Annotated in this window: 29 protein-coding genes; 13 read left to right on the plus strand and 16 right to left on the minus strand. The window is 60.8% G+C overall.

Annotated features, from left to right (window positions below):
* Window positions 1-3: 3 nt before the first annotated feature.
* The 16 genes from WJ16_RS33035 to WJ16_RS34190 all read right to left on the minus strand — a co-directional run bounded on the left by WJ16_RS33035 (window position 4) and on the right by WJ16_RS34190 (window position 6,923).
* Window positions 4-939, minus strand: coding sequence for a DNA cytosine methyltransferase (locus tag WJ16_RS33035; protein WP_076605945.1), 936 nt, complete (start codon window positions 937-939; stop codon window positions 4-6).
* Window positions 940-1,020: 81 nt separating this feature from the next.
* A complete protein-coding gene (locus WJ16_RS07660; protein WP_208606994.1) occupies window positions 1,021-1,668 on the minus strand; it encodes a lambda exonuclease family protein in 648 nt (215 codons plus the stop codon).
* Window positions 1,652-2,671, minus strand: a complete 1,020-nt coding sequence (locus tag WJ16_RS07665; protein WP_069256541.1) for a recombinase RecT — start codon at window positions 2,669-2,671, stop codon at window positions 1,652-1,654. The genes WJ16_RS07660 and WJ16_RS07665 overlap by 17 nt, the downstream gene beginning before the upstream one ends.
* Window positions 2,668-2,835 carry a hypothetical protein gene (locus tag WJ16_RS35240; RefSeq protein ID WP_167375366.1) on the minus strand — a complete coding sequence of 56 codons (168 nt, stop codon included), beginning with the start codon at window positions 2,833-2,835 and terminating at the stop codon, window positions 2,668-2,670. The genes WJ16_RS07665 and WJ16_RS35240 overlap by 4 nt, the downstream gene beginning before the upstream one ends.
* Window positions 2,832-3,197, minus strand: coding sequence for a hypothetical protein (locus WJ16_RS07670; RefSeq protein ID WP_069256542.1), 366 nt, complete (start codon window positions 3,195-3,197; stop codon window positions 2,832-2,834). Before WJ16_RS07670 ends, WJ16_RS35240 begins: the two co-directional genes overlap by 4 nt.
* 115 nt (window positions 3,198-3,312) lie before the next feature.
* Window positions 3,313-3,594 carry a hypothetical protein gene (locus WJ16_RS07675; protein WP_069256543.1) on the minus strand — a complete coding sequence of 94 codons (282 nt, stop codon included), beginning with the start codon at window positions 3,592-3,594 and terminating at the stop codon, window positions 3,313-3,315.
* The gene (locus WJ16_RS34700; RefSeq protein WP_157126731.1) at window positions 3,591-4,007 is read right to left on the minus strand and encodes a hypothetical protein; all 417 of its coding nucleotides are present in this window, start codon (window positions 4,005-4,007) and stop codon (window positions 3,591-3,593) included. Before WJ16_RS34700 ends, WJ16_RS07675 begins: the two co-directional genes overlap by 4 nt.
* Window positions 4,004-4,279, minus strand: a complete 276-nt coding sequence (locus WJ16_RS07685; protein ID WP_069256544.1) for a hypothetical protein — start codon at window positions 4,277-4,279, stop codon at window positions 4,004-4,006. Before WJ16_RS07685 ends, WJ16_RS34700 begins: the two co-directional genes overlap by 4 nt.
* Before the next feature lie 48 nt (window positions 4,280-4,327).
* Window positions 4,328-4,474: a hypothetical protein gene (locus WJ16_RS34705; protein WP_157126732.1), complete on the minus strand. Its 147-nt coding sequence runs from the start codon at window positions 4,472-4,474 to the stop codon at window positions 4,328-4,330.
* A 28-nt stretch (window positions 4,475-4,502) separates the two neighbouring features.
* Window positions 4,503-4,661, minus strand: a complete 159-nt coding sequence (locus WJ16_RS35245) for a hypothetical protein (protein WP_167375367.1) — start codon at window positions 4,659-4,661, stop codon at window positions 4,503-4,505.
* Window positions 4,658-4,900, minus strand: a complete 243-nt coding sequence (locus WJ16_RS33040) for a hypothetical protein (RefSeq protein ID WP_076605897.1) — start codon at window positions 4,898-4,900, stop codon at window positions 4,658-4,660. Before WJ16_RS33040 ends, WJ16_RS35245 begins: the two co-directional genes overlap by 4 nt.
* Before the next feature lie 40 nt (window positions 4,901-4,940).
* Window positions 4,941-5,072, minus strand: coding sequence for a hypothetical protein (locus WJ16_RS35745; RefSeq protein ID WP_257785859.1), 132 nt, complete (start codon window positions 5,070-5,072; stop codon window positions 4,941-4,943).
* Between the two features lies 1 nt (window position 5,073).
* Window positions 5,074-5,475 (minus strand): hypothetical protein, encoded by a 402-nt coding sequence (locus tag WJ16_RS07690; protein WP_069256545.1) that lies wholly within the window; start codon window positions 5,473-5,475, stop codon window positions 5,074-5,076.
* Between the two features lies 1 nt (window position 5,476).
* The gene (locus tag WJ16_RS07695) at window positions 5,477-5,692 is read right to left on the minus strand and encodes a hypothetical protein (protein WP_069256546.1); all 216 of its coding nucleotides are present in this window, start codon (window positions 5,690-5,692) and stop codon (window positions 5,477-5,479) included.
* Window positions 5,693-5,831: 139 nt separating this feature from the next.
* Entirely contained in the window at window positions 5,832-6,233 is a 402-nt protein-coding gene (locus WJ16_RS35915; protein ID WP_418219851.1) for a Rap1a/Tai family immunity protein, read from the minus strand.
* 12 nt (window positions 6,234-6,245) lie between these two features.
* Window positions 6,246-6,923, minus strand: a complete 678-nt coding sequence (locus WJ16_RS34190; protein WP_084636014.1) for a helix-turn-helix domain-containing protein — start codon at window positions 6,921-6,923, stop codon at window positions 6,246-6,248.
* Between the two features lie 109 nt (window positions 6,924-7,032).
* On the opposite strand from WJ16_RS34190, the gene WJ16_RS07705 reads away from it, so the two are divergent.
* The 13 genes from WJ16_RS07705 (at window position 7,033) to WJ16_RS07755 (ending at window position 12,739) form a co-directional block, all read left to right on the plus strand.
* Window positions 7,033-7,251, plus strand: a complete 219-nt coding sequence (locus WJ16_RS07705; RefSeq protein WP_069256547.1) for a helix-turn-helix domain-containing protein — start codon at window positions 7,033-7,035, stop codon at window positions 7,249-7,251.
* Window positions 7,252-7,359: 108 nt separating this feature from the next.
* Window positions 7,360-7,731, plus strand: a complete 372-nt coding sequence (locus WJ16_RS07710; protein ID WP_069256548.1) for a hypothetical protein — start codon at window positions 7,360-7,362, stop codon at window positions 7,729-7,731.
* On the plus strand, window positions 7,728-7,937 hold the full coding sequence (locus WJ16_RS07715) for a hypothetical protein (RefSeq protein WP_069256549.1): 210 nt from the start codon (window positions 7,728-7,730) through the stop codon (window positions 7,935-7,937). Before WJ16_RS07710 ends, WJ16_RS07715 begins: the two co-directional genes overlap by 4 nt.
* 69 nt (window positions 7,938-8,006) lie before the next feature.
* Window positions 8,007-8,546, plus strand: coding sequence for an endonuclease domain-containing protein (locus WJ16_RS07720; RefSeq protein WP_157126733.1), 540 nt, complete (start codon window positions 8,007-8,009; stop codon window positions 8,544-8,546).
* Between the two features lie 49 nt (window positions 8,547-8,595).
* Window positions 8,596-9,492, plus strand: a complete 897-nt coding sequence (locus WJ16_RS34710; RefSeq protein ID WP_157126734.1) for a hypothetical protein — start codon at window positions 8,596-8,598, stop codon at window positions 9,490-9,492.
* A 1-nt stretch (window position 9,493) separates the two neighbouring features.
* Entirely contained in the window at window positions 9,494-10,240 is a 747-nt protein-coding gene (locus WJ16_RS07735) for a hypothetical protein (RefSeq protein ID WP_069256553.1), read from the plus strand.
* 71 nt (window positions 10,241-10,311) lie between these two features.
* Window positions 10,312-10,521 carry a hypothetical protein gene (locus tag WJ16_RS35920; RefSeq protein ID WP_418219853.1) on the plus strand — a complete coding sequence of 70 codons (210 nt, stop codon included), beginning with the start codon at window positions 10,312-10,314 and terminating at the stop codon, window positions 10,519-10,521.
* On the plus strand, window positions 10,515-11,006 hold the full coding sequence (locus WJ16_RS07740) for a RuvC family protein (protein ID WP_069256554.1): 492 nt from the start codon (window positions 10,515-10,517) through the stop codon (window positions 11,004-11,006). The genes WJ16_RS35920 and WJ16_RS07740 overlap by 7 nt, the downstream gene beginning before the upstream one ends.
* A complete protein-coding gene (locus WJ16_RS34715; protein WP_157126735.1) occupies window positions 11,003-11,290 on the plus strand; it encodes a hypothetical protein in 288 nt (95 codons plus the stop codon). The genes WJ16_RS07740 and WJ16_RS34715 overlap by 4 nt, the downstream gene beginning before the upstream one ends.
* Complete coding sequence (locus tag WJ16_RS07745; protein ID WP_069256555.1) at window positions 11,287-11,538, plus strand: hypothetical protein; 252 nt, start codon at window positions 11,287-11,289, stop codon at window positions 11,536-11,538. The genes WJ16_RS34715 and WJ16_RS07745 overlap by 4 nt, the downstream gene beginning before the upstream one ends.
* A complete protein-coding gene (locus WJ16_RS07750) occupies window positions 11,535-11,870 on the plus strand; it encodes a hypothetical protein (RefSeq protein ID WP_069256556.1) in 336 nt (111 codons plus the stop codon). The genes WJ16_RS07745 and WJ16_RS07750 overlap by 4 nt, the downstream gene beginning before the upstream one ends.
* A 78-nt stretch (window positions 11,871-11,948) precedes the next feature.
* Window positions 11,949-12,347, plus strand: coding sequence for a hypothetical protein (locus WJ16_RS34720; protein ID WP_157126736.1), 399 nt, complete (start codon window positions 11,949-11,951; stop codon window positions 12,345-12,347).
* A gap of 11 nt (window positions 12,348-12,358) precedes the next feature.
* Entirely contained in the window at window positions 12,359-12,739 is a 381-nt protein-coding gene (locus WJ16_RS07755) for a hypothetical protein (protein WP_069256557.1), read from the plus strand.
* Window positions 12,740-12,778: the final 39 nt, after the last annotated feature.

Here is a 12,778-nt window from a genome sequence, read left to right on the forward strand (position 1 = left end):
TCCTCAGATAGTCAGGATGTCTTGCGCGGCGAGGATGAATTGCGTGGCCGCTTCGGCGTTGATCGCGTTGCCATATCCTCGGAGTCGTCCTGTACGGCTGCCCCGGTCTTTGCGCGGGAGAAGCGCGGCGAGGCGTTCTTGATCGGCGCGCACTCGTCCCACGCCGCCGGCAGACCCATCAACCAGCGGGAATGTGCCGGGTTCAACTGGCCGCCACTTTCCATCCCGGCAGAGGAGCCAGTCAGCATCGCGCCAGAAGCCGTTAGTCGGGCCGGCTGGCTCGATTCGCTCGAAGCCGTCAGGCAAGCCATCGCCGCCAGATCTGGCCCATGCGATCGCATCGCTTCGCGAATGCCGCCCTCCGTCGATCGCACGCCCTTGTCCGCGAGCGCTGCGGTCGGCGTGGGCCAACCGGCCAGCTTCACCATGTTCGGCAGTTCGGTCTTGCCGACGCCGGCCGATCCGCGCGCGTCGCTCGCGAGCGGCGTAGGCCATCCAGTACGCCCGGTCCCGGATATGCGGGGAGCCGACGCTCGCAGACGGAAACGGGACACACCCGAAGGGGTAGTCCAGCGCTTCCATGTCAGCGTGTACAAGGTCGATCCAAGGCTCGACAGCCGAGCTCGCAACCTGCTCTCCAAAGATAACTGGAGGGCGGCACTCGCTGATGAGCCAGTACCATGCAGGCCACAGGTGCCGCTCGTCATCAAACCCAGCTCCTTTGCCTGCCGCGGAGAAAGGTTGGCACGGACAGGAACCGGTCCAAACAGGTCGATCGTCGGGCCAGCCGGCTCGTCGAAGAGCGTGCGACCAGACTCCGATTCCGGCGAAGAAATGGCACTGATCGTAGGCTCGCAGGTCATCAGGTCGGACATCCTCAATGCTCCGTTCGTCGACGTCTCCGGGTGCGATATGTCCGGCGGCGATCAGGTTGCGCATCCACTGCGCGGCGTATGGGTCGTGCTCGTTGTAGTACGCAGGCACGTCATCCTCAATCAGTAGAACAGCATCAATGTCGGGTTACGCGGCGCGCAGGCGGAGCCGGGTTTCGTATGCGGCGACAAGCCTGGAGAACTCGACTAGATCGGCCTCCAATCGCTCGATGAAAGCGTCGTCACGTCGAACCTCGATCAACGTGAACTGACGGCCCACAAGGGCAAGAGCAGGGCAGTACAGCCCGACGTGCCACCACTTCGCACCGCAAAGCCACATGCAGCCCTGCGCCTGTTCCATCACATCGCTCGCATCGTTATCGAGCAACATCGGGCGCAGCTTGTCGGGAGCGATGAAGCACTTATATTCGCTGCCGCCGTCGGGATCGATCAGGCCATCAGCACTCGCACCGAACAGCCCGTCGTCAGTCACGACGAATCCGGCGCGCTTCACGAACAGTCCCGTGAGAGCTTCGTGCTCCATGCGCGCTTCAGGCTCAAGCTCATGGCCGCGCTTCATCTGCCACGTCTCAAAACCTTCGTCGAGCGGCTGACCGCTGATACGTTCGACTGCCAGACGGAATGCATAGTCCTTCGCCTCAGACGAGTAATCACCCTTGTTCGGGCCAACCTTGAGACGTTTTCTCGCAGCACCGAACATGCTGGCTGTGATGACACCGGCGCGAGCTCGATGCCACTCGTCGCTGCCTTGGGCGCATTCAATGACTTGCATCATTGCCCCCTTGTTCAGCCGCCATCTGACGCCGGAAATCCTCTTCGAGCTCGTCATCGGCGCCGGGCTCTCGCTGTGCCGGTTCGGTGGGAGTTACATCCTGAGCGTTGTTCCGCTGCTCGGCGCGGCGCTTAATTTCTTCGCCACGAACGGCGACGGTCTGCTTGAATACTTCGTAAGCCTGCATATCCTTCGTCGGCCGGATGACGGCCAAGCCGTCCTGCCAAATCTTCGCGAGAGATTCAGCTGTTCGAGCAGCCTTGGCCTTGTCGACCCATGCCTTCAGCACGTCGGGATCGCAATAGTTCGGACGTTCGTTGGCGAAGTTGATGCCTTCGCCAGCATCGGTATTCAGGTGATGGACCGCAGCATCGAGTCGATCCGTCTTCGGCCATGTCTTGTAGGCTCGTTTGATGACGGTCTTCTTCGCCATTTCGTTGAAGTCCGTCTTCCACGGACCGGTATCTTTCTTGCCGGTCTCCGATCTCGCCTTGATCGCCAGAACCTCAGCGATCGTCATCGTGTCGGTCAGGTAGTCGCCGGATGCAGTCTTCACGACGACATAGACGCCAACGACTGCGCCGCGCGTCTTGCTGAACGGTGCGAAGTCGTGCAGTGGCGCTTGGTCGAATCCGCGCAGAGTGAAGTTGTCCTCCTCGCACACCACCTCGGCCTGCCCCCACTGGATAGATCCTGATGCAATTGCCAGATCCAACAGACCCATGTAGCTGATGTCGAGGCACACTTTCCCGCCACGCGGCACAAGGTATGCCTGTTTCTTAGCAGGGTTGAGGCTGATGCCGATCGCTGAAACGTTCGTCACCGCTGCAACCATCGAGGCGCGATCTTTCTCGGCAACACTGAGCAAGTACGAATTGCCTTGCAAGATCTGCACAGCGAAGCCGGCTTCGCGATCGAAGTTAATCGAGCGATCGACCGTAACGCGTTCGAAGTTTTCACGGACGCCGTAAATTTCATTGGTGACGGCGATGAGGGCATTGCTCATGCGAACCTCGCATTGATCGTGGTGATGGACGTTCCGTCCTGGTTGAGGAAAGCGATCGTGACCATGCATGCCGCTGCGATCACGATCGCGACGATGATTCCCGCGACCGGGCTGCGTTCGAACAGACGGTCGAGGGCGTCGCAGAGGTAGGTGATCGGGTTCATGCTTCGCCTTGGGATTTGGCAAGAGCGGCACGCGCAGCCTCGAACGCATTGGCCAGTTCGTCGACGTGATGCTTCGAGACTTCGAGCGCGCTGTAATCGTTCAGACGAAAATGTGCGTCGTACATATCGACCAGCTTCTGCGCCGTAGCGAGCAATTCCGGCGCGGCAGCGATGAGGCGTGCATTGGCTTCTTGAATGCGCACACGTTCACCAGAGCACGTCTCAGCGATCACCGTCGCGACGTCGGAATAGTTCGGCGTGTACGGCGCACCGTCCTGTTGCGAAACATAGAATCGTGTGTCGCCGAATTCGTCCCACCGCGAAAACTTCCATTGGCCGGGAGTGTGCTGCGCGTTGGTCATTTTGCGAGTCCTGAAAGAAGTTCATAAGCCGGCGCAACGCCCGACGCGATAAGCCACAGCGCGCCGAGCACCGCGAGCGGGAACCAGTCGGGGAGGCGGGTGAGAGGGGCGCGCATCATGCCTTCTTCGCCAGTTCGGCGCGATCGGAGTCGCTGTAGAAGTCGTCCGAGTGGTACTCGTTGCCGTTCGCGTCGCGAAAGAAATAGACGTCGCTGATGTGCAGGACATCGAGTTTCCCGCAGACATCGATGCGAAGAAGCCCGGTCTGCACGTCGATGTCATTCACAGGCCACCACCACCTGTCACCGCTGCCGTACTGCCGAGCGAGCAACGGCTGCGGCAGACTGTTGATGAACTCCATGTCGAGCAGGTCGTCGCCGTTCTCATTGGTGCTCATCGCGCACCTCCCGCAATCGTCACGTGCCGCACCGGCTCCGGCGCAGCCTTGCGGCCGGCCTTGATCAGCGCTGCGTCGATGGCGAGTCGTACGCCGGAGGTCAGCAGGATCGTTCCCGCGTCAGCGTCGGCCGCGATGATTTCGAGGATCTCGGCCATGTCGGGCGATGCCTGCGCGAGCGTCAGGTTTTGCTTTCCGACCTCATCCCATGCGTAGTGATCAAGGTCGTACCCCTGCTCGTGGATTTCCGCTGCATCCGAATTGAGCGTGTCGAATAGAACGCGCCCCTTCGCGTCATAGACGGCATACGACTTGAAGCCCGTCGACGTGTCCGGACCGCCGTCACCGTATTCCCCGCAGTTGTCGATCGTGTCGATTTCCCACGGCCCCGGCGTGTGCTTGATCTCGTTCATGCCGCACCTCGGGCGCGGAGCATGGCATCGGCGTACTCGTATGCGAGATCGCAGCGAATCTCGACGTCGGAACGAAGCTTTGGCTTGTGGGCGTCGTTGTACGGATTCCGGTTCTGGTCATATCGACGTTCGCAGTCCATACGCTCCTTGGTCGGTTCCGGAGCCCGGATCGCGAAGTAGTCGCGGAGCGTCATGCCTTCGTGAATGTCGGCCGACTGCTCGGCCTGATCCGGGCCCGGAAACGCCGGGCCGCCGTCGTTGATCTTTTCCATGTGGTCCCTCGGTGTGGTGTGATTGGCAGCCGTAGCGGGCGCGGTTGGTCAGACTGCCTTTTCGACGATCTCGGCAAGTGCGCGAAGGAGCTTCATCGCGTCGAATCGGTCGTCCGATGCTGCATAGGTGTCCGACATGGAGTCGAATCGATCAGCCAGTTCGCGGGCTTGCTTCACTAGTTGTTCGTTTTGCACGGTCTTTCTCCTGTAGCGGGAACGGTTGTTAGAACTGGTTGCGCGCCTTGCGCCGAACATCGGCGGCCTGCTCGCGCTTCGTGCGCTTGTCGGCGTGTTCAAGTCGGTCGAACGCATCGAGTACCGTGTCACGGTGCTTGCGCTGCTCGGCCGCCTTGCGAGCGGCCTTCATGGCGATCACCTTCATGCGTACAACTCGCGGTGAAGTTGCATCCATTCCGGAGAAAGCTTGGCGACCTGCTTCTCAGCCCACTCGCGAACCGATTTTTCGGCCCAGCGAGGACGGCGCGGGTTGTGCTTGTACGGGCCAAGACCGCAGCTCAGCTTGTTGTTCACGTAGCTGGCTCGGTACACGACGCCTTGAACTTCAACAACTGCGGCCCATTGGCTGCCGTCTTGCTCAAGCGTTTCGGTGATGACGTTCATGTCGTCGTTTCCCTTCGTGTTGCGTTGGTCAGTGCGCGGCTCAGCCGCGGTGGTGGTCGTCGTTCTCGATGTCCTTCATCGCGGTGCGGATGCGATCGACTACCTCGTAGCCGATGCCGAACGCGAAGAACAGGCCGAGGCCGATCAGGACGGTTTTGATGAAGAGCTGCATGTCAGGCCTCGTCCCAGAGGCGAACAGCGCGGCGCCCGATGTGGTCGCGGCAGAGGCTGAAGCCCTCATTCCCCGAGCCGAACGTCTGGCCGCATTGCGAGCAGCTGACGTTCTTGAACTTCGGGGCGCTCGGCTTGCGAAGCTTCGCGAGAATTTCGTCTCGCAATACCTTGCGAGCGTCGAGCAAGATCTCGCACGCTGAGTAGTAGTCGCCACGATCAAGGGCCAGCATGATTGCCCGACCCTGAGCGCAGTCGATCGGCAGCTTGTCGAACTGGTCGATCACCGCGTCATCGGCTTTGCTGCCGAGGTCGTACTCGGCGAGCGCCGCATCGTCCGCCTGCTGCAGCTGCCGATCCGACCAGAAGTCGGCCGCGCGTTCGGTGGTGGTGGGCCGCAACATCTCAGACCCCCACGTGCACAAACGAGCCAGCGACGAACGCCTCGCCGGTCGCGTCGAACAGCGCGCGGCACATCGCGTTCTGCATGCGCGCGCCGCTGTCGTCGAACGCGACGGCCAGACGTGCGCCGTTCGCCAAGATTCGCTGCTTCAGCTCGAACGCGAAGACGTCAGCAGCCGACGGCAGCGCGCGCGGGGTGATCGGGTGGTGGTGGAGCATGGTGGCCTCGGTGTCGGAGGTGACGTTGAGGCAATTATACGAAAGCGTATTGGATAGTCAATACGAAAGCGTATAAATTTTGGCAAAAAAAATCCCGCTCGCCGCGGGACTGTTGAATCTGAGTCGAATGATGTGTGCGTCAGGAGCGACAGGGAAAGGCGGTGACAAAGACTCCCCAGACGATTTGTGCGCCTGGCTCAGTTCTGTCTTCAGGGTGCTTCTCAAGTTCTCGACGCACGATGTCAACGATCTGTTGCCCCGTCTGCCCATTCGGGCGACAGGCGTGTTTCATTGGGCTTGCGGGAGCTCCTTTCGCAACAAGGAATTTCTCTGCCTCCCCTGAGAAATGATCCTGATCGAGGACCCCTTGGACATATCCCAGCGCCCTCATTTGAATCATAGGATCCGGTGAAGTTAGCCACCCGTAAAGTTCGTTTCCATCAGCTGCGACGGCTTGCGCACATGCAGTCGCCATCATCGCCGCAACAAGCAGGCGCCTCATTGCATTATTCCCCTTTTTTGTTGTGGATCCCGCAAGCATAGAGATGCGCGATCACCGTTTTCTATAGCGCCTGTGCTCGACCATCACGCCAATGATATTCACTCGGCGCTGCTCACTACTGATAGTGGGGTAATCCGGGTTCATGGGAACCAGTTCGAAGACTTCTTCGCCGGCATCGTTTCTGCCTCGCGCTCGGTAACGTTTAAATGTCGCAATTTCCTCTCCAGTAGCAGCTACGACATAGTCGCCTGGTCGCGGATGCAAGTTCGGGTCGACAATTACTCGATCGCCCGGACTAAATTCGGGAGTCATCGAGTCGTCTTCGACCTCGATCGCAAAGGCGCCTTCGGAAAGATCGAGATCTGTCAACAGGAAATCGGATGCCCCGTGCCTCGAAGATGAGCCAACAGCTTCAGTCATTTTTACCGCCTCCCGGCTATTCAGTAGGGGGATGCGCCTCGTCCCGATCGCCGCGGGACGAATGTTGGATTCTGACTGAATCTTTCTCAGATCGATATACCGAAGATCATTGATTGATACGCCGAAATAATCGGCTATAGGCCGCAGCGTCGGGTCCCTGGGGGTCTGGCTCTCGCCGATCAAGATGCGATGAATCGTAGGCTGTGGAGGCCGGTTGTTAAGCGCCTCAGCGAGCGAATTCCCGTTGAGGCCGCGGCGGTCCATCAGCCACTGCAAATTTGAGGCGAGCAAGGTGGGGTCAGCGGTCATGCCCGGAAAAATACGTATTTGCATAGATTCCCACAAGCCTCTATACGAAATAGATTTACTTCAATACGAAAACGTATAAAATACGCTCCAACAGACCACGGAGCGTCCTATGAAGCCCGCCAAGCAACTGGTCGACGAGCTGACGGCAGATGGCGTAAGCCAGAGCAAGATCGGTGCGGCGACCAGCATCCCCCAAGCCACAATCAGCCGCATCCAGTCCGGCCAGATCGCCGATACCAAGGCCTCCTACTGGAACCGTATTGCGGCGTTCCATGCGCAGCACTTCAGTGCGAAATCTGCGGAACGCTCAAGCGAGGTGCCCGCATGAAACTCCGCGCCTAACAACGCTAGCCGGGCGATACCCGGCTTTTATTTCGAGCCCGGGCCAACTGGGTAAGCAAGTGGGTAATCAACTGGGTAACGATTGATTTTTCGTATGAACCAGACCGAATTCAGGATGTTTGCGCCGTGGGTACAGGCCGCGACGCTGCCGGATCAGGAGATCGAGTCGATGACGTTTGAGGCGTGCCTCGAGCGTGCGCTTGAGCTCGGCCTGCGCCGGTTCGACCGCAAGACGCTCGCGCGCAACTGCGACATCCACTATCCGCATTTCGCTGATCTGATCGCCGGTCGCCGCCCGTTCCCTGCGACGAAGCTTGATCGCTTTTGTATGTTCACGGGCTGCGACTACCCGCGACAGTGGCTCGCGGTGCAGGAGCGGCGTGCCGTCGAGGAATATCGCCGGCTCAGTCAGCAGGCGATCGGCGAGTTCGTCCAGCAAGCATTCGCGCAGCGGGGTGCTGCATGAAGCTCACACCCCGCGATGTCGGCAAATTGTTCATCCGGAAGCTCGGCCGACCGATGGAGTACCTCGGCGAAGACGATGGCCGGTTCCTGTTCGTGTTCCGCGACCCACCGCGCGATCGACTCGCGTACCGCGCGGACGACCTCTGGATGATCGAGCGGCAACAGCCCGAAGCGGCCCCAGTGCGCAAGGAGAACGCCCGTGATTGATCTCTGGATCGACGCCTGGATGGCGTCCGTCATCTGGTTCGCGTTTGGTGGTGCGTGGAGGTGGTGCTGATGGACCTCCCGAATAACCTCACCGGTAAGCCGGAAGGATTTCGCTTCGCCGACCAGTTCTTGGGCGACATGCTTCGCTCCCTCGAATTGCAGGCGCAAATGCGTCCTGTGCGCGGCAACTGGACTGACTGGTTCTCGGCACTCCGCCACAACTATCGGCTTTATGCCGCTGCAGTAGAGCGCGGGGAGGAATCGTGGGCGCCCCCGTGCGATCCATACGTCATTGCCGATTGGGCCGCTCTCTTTACCCCCATCGAAGCCGCCATCTGGAGCGACATCCGATGTTACGGGCTGCCGTTTTGGCCGCAGTTTCCCGTTGGCCGTTTCGTTGTCGACTTCGCCGATCCAGTTCGAAAGATCGCGCTCGAGTGCGACGGCGCGGCATTTCATGATCGCGCGAAAGACGCTCGGCGCGACGCGATCCTCGCTGACATGGGATGGAAGACGTACCGCATCCCGGGCCGTGACTGCTTCGAAGAAACCGTGGTGCTGCGTCAACTCGACGGCACTTGCATCAAGCTGGAGGACCTCCGTGCGTGAATACGGAAAGATCCACTCGTCGTTCTGGACGAGCCAGGATATTCGGTCGATGACAGAAGACGGCCGTACGCTCGCGGCCTACCTTCTGACAAGCCCACATTCGAACATGCTGGGGTGCTTTCGCATTCCTCCCGCATACGTTTCTGATGACCTCAAATGGCCTTTGCAAAGGGTTATGGAAGGGTTTGCCGAACTGTATCGAAAGGGTTGGGCGACCCTTTCCGAAGGGTCAAATTGGCTAGTTATCCACAAGTTTTTGAAGTGGAATCAGCCCGAAAACCCGAACGTCGTCAAAGCAGCCGAGAAGCTGTTCGATCAGATCCCGAACGATTGCGGCGCAAAGCCTTTACTGGCTTGGGCTATCGCCGAATTTGAGCCCAGGTTCAGCGCCGAAAAACTGGCCAAATTCAAACCCTTTGCAAACCCTTTCGATACCAGTCGCAAAGCCTATCGAAAACCAGAGCCTGAACCAGAACCACAGCCAGAGCCAGAGCCAGAGAGTGAGCCAACAACACTGTCGCTCTCGCTTGAAGGCGGCGAAGCTGACGCCGAAGAAATCGACGAGGTCGCCGAGATTTTTGGCTACTGGCAACGCGTCATGGATTCGCCTCGATCGCAACTCGACGACAAGCGTCGCAAGGCGATCAGGGACGCGCTTGGCATGGGCTATTCGCCACGCGACCTCTGCCGTGCAATCCGCGGATGCAGCCTCACGCCGCACAACATGGGCCAGAACGACCGGAGCCAGAAGTACAACGGCTTGGCGCTGATCCTGCGTAGCGCCGATCAGATCGACCGATTCATCGCCAACGACGTGACGCCGCCGCGCCCGCAGGTCGGCCCCGCGAACGGCGTGGCCGCCCAAAACGACGCGCTCGTCGCCGCGTATCTCGCGCGTGATGCTGGCGCCCCCGCCGACCCGATGACCTTTGACATGGAGCGCTGACATGCGACCCACCGACAAGCCCGAGTTCGTGAAGCTGCTGAACCTCTGCTACTCGACGCTGCTCAAGCCGCTGCCGCCGTTCGAATCGATCGACCTCTGGCTCACGGTGCTCGAGCCGTACTCGATCGAGCAGGTGCGCGGAGCGCTGTCGGCGCATATGCGCGAGAGCAAGTTCCCGCCGATGCCTGCCGACGTGGTGTTGCGCCTGCCGCGCGAGTCCGACGGCCGCCCCGATGCCAACGAAGCATGGGCTATCGCGCTGCGCAGCCGCGACGAGCGAGATACGGTCGTCTGGACGCAGGAGTGCGCCGAGGCATTTTCGGTCGCTACCTCGGTGCTCGACGGGGGCGACGAGGTGGGCGCGCGCATGGCGTTCAAGGCTGCCTACGAGCGGATCGTCGAACGGAACCGCGCCAATAGCGCGCCGGCGCAATGGCTGACGTCGCTCGGTTATGACCCTGAGCTTCGCGAAAGAGCTGTCGCGGATGCGGTCCGTGCCGGGCGGCTGACGCTGACGCATGCTCAGGCGATTGTTCCGGCGCTGGCGGCTCCAGACGAGCCGTTCGATGCCGCAGTGGCCGAAAGCAATCTCGCGCGCTTGCGCGCAATGGTCGGCGGAATCCCGAGTGCTCGCGAAAGGCTCGCGCAGAAGATGGCCGAGAACGCAAAGGTGCTCCGCGAAAACCTTGAAACGGCGAAGCGTGCTTCTGCTCGGCGCGTTGCCGAATACGAGGGAGCGCGAGCATGAACGCATCCACTACGCCCGCGCGCGAACTGCTGCCGTGCCCGTTCTGCGGGTTGAAGGCGCGCTTGTTCCCGATGTGGACAGACGGCTTTGCGGTCGCATGCCTCCATTGCGAGGCCGAAGGGCCGATGCGGCGCACGGGCACCGAAGCAATCGAAGCCTGGAACCTCCGCGCGCCGATTCACGCCAGCGATTGCGCAGTCCACAACGAGCCTGCATATCCGAACGGCCCGTGCGATTGCGGAGCCATCCTTCCGCCCCAAAAGCAGGAGGGCGCATGCTGATCCTCGGAATCGACCCGGGCATTTCCGGCGCGCTCGCCGCGCTCGACCACAACGGCGCACTGCGCATCGCGGACATGCCGACGCGCAAGAAGCAGGGCACGGGCAAGGTGCGCAACGAGGTTGACCCGCATGTGCTGCAGCGCACGTTGCGCGACCTGATCCCCGCGAGCGACAGCGTGATCGTCGTCATGGAAGCGCTGAACACCTTCGCGGGCGGATCCGTGCAGACCATGGCATCCCTCGAAGCGACAAAGGCAGTGATCATGACCGTGTGCGAGCTGACGGGCTACGCGGTCGAGGTCGTCGCGCCGCGCACGTGGCAGGGCTTCTACGGCATCAAGCGCACCGAGACCGAGGACACGAAGCGCCAAAGCTTGCGCATCGCGCGCGAGCTGTACGGACAGGCGTTCTGCCCTCTGGCTAAACACGACGGCCGCGCCGACGCGATCCTGATCGCGCGATGGGCGCAAAGGCATCTGACATGAGCGTCGTTCGAATCATCAAAGGTTTCTGCGCTCCGGCCTCCCCGAGCTATGCCGAGCGCGTGGCCCCGACTCTCGCGAGGGTCGATGCGCTGCTGATGCCACTTCGAATCGCGGAGGATCGGTATCAGCGAAAGATGGCCGCTGACATTCCGCATATCGATCGTCATCGTGGGCTCTATCGCTGCGTAGGTCGAGGCGCGGCCTGCAGAGGGCAAACCGCAGTGCTCGCGTTCGAAGCGTGGGAGCGGCGTGTGCTGAAGCTCAAAGAGTGGGGCGATCGATGAACCTCGTCCAACTCGCCGGCATGCTCCCGCGCGATCCGCAGTTCCGCGCCTGGGTCGCGCAATGGATGGTACCGCCGCGCGAAGTCGACGTCGACACGGCGGCCGATTTCATCCGCACGATATGCGAGATCGACAGCCGCCGCGAGCTCGCGACCGACGCTCAGGCGCAGCAACGCTTCCACCAGTTCCTGCGCCGGCCGTTCATCGACTGGCGCGACAACCAGCAGCACAACCGGAGAGCAGCATGAATTTCGTCATCAATGCCTTCATCGCGGCCCTGCTGTGGGCTGCGGCCACCTTCCAGTCGGATGCCTCACTGAGTGTAGCCGTCGGCTATCTCTGGTTCGTGACCGCGCTGACCTGGTTCGTTTTGCTCGGCTCGCTGCTCGACAAGAAGCCGATCGAGAAGAATCCGATCCGGCTTCGTAGCGTGACTTCGATGCTGATGACGTGCGCGATCGCTTTCGTGCTCGCGGTGTACTTCGACCGCGTCTGGCTGCCCGCCATGATGGTTATCGGGCACATCTTCGTAATCGCCGTGCGCAGCGCCAAATTCGACGCGCAGCGATCGGCATTCTGAGCACCACGCTACGCCGATGCGCACTCGGCCGCTGGCTCGTGCGAGACGGGCGATTCCCCACATGATCCGGAGCCATTCATGCCAGCTGTCAGCATCGCCCTCATGGCATCGACGCAATCAAGCATTGCTGCAGCCAACGCAGCTCGCGCAGAAGCGGAGGCGCATACCGCGCGCTGTATCGCCGACATCACCTCGTACAACCAGACGACGGCAGATGTGGCGCGTTCACAGTCATATGCCGAATGCGTGCTATACCTGCATCCGAACGTGACGCCAAGCGAAGTTCTTGCGATGAAGATCGGGATTCTCACGTTGCTCGTTGTGCTGGTGGTCGGAATCGCAATCGGGGCTCACAAAGGACGTCAGGATTACTGCACGGGACCATGGATAGGGGCGTTCTTCGGAGGATGTCTGGCTGGTTGCGCATGGTTAGGTGGCGTTTTGCTTTTCGCCGCATTCGCATTCCTCGTTTCGTAATCGGAGTCTGCATGAATCGCAACGACGAAATCGACGACCTGCTCGAAGACTGGTATGACTGGCAGGATTCGTATCGCCCGAAGCTTGGCTACGGGGGCGCCGATCCTGCGTGCCGCGAATACCGGGCCGGTTGGCGCGAGTCCTCAGATCTGGCTGATGCGGCTGACATGCGGGCGCGCAAGGCGGTCTGCGAGGCCGTTGATGCATGCGTGTCGCGCCTAGATCTGCGTGGCCGCGTGGCGATTCAGACGGAAATGCGCAACCGGTTCAGCGGAGCGCGTTCCTGGTCGTCGATTCGGCTGCAATCTCCGCTGCCGGACGAGTATGCGCAGGCGAAGGATCTGCTGCGTCCGATGTTCGAGGCGCGTGATCTGGTCGAGACGGCGCAATGAATCCCACTTGTAAACCCGATAGCAGCAGCCTATAATCCG

The sequence above is a fragment of the Burkholderia metallica genome (genome assembly GCF_001718555.1).
GTDB classification, from domain to species: Bacteria; Pseudomonadota; Gammaproteobacteria; order Burkholderiales; family Burkholderiaceae; genus Burkholderia; species Burkholderia metallica.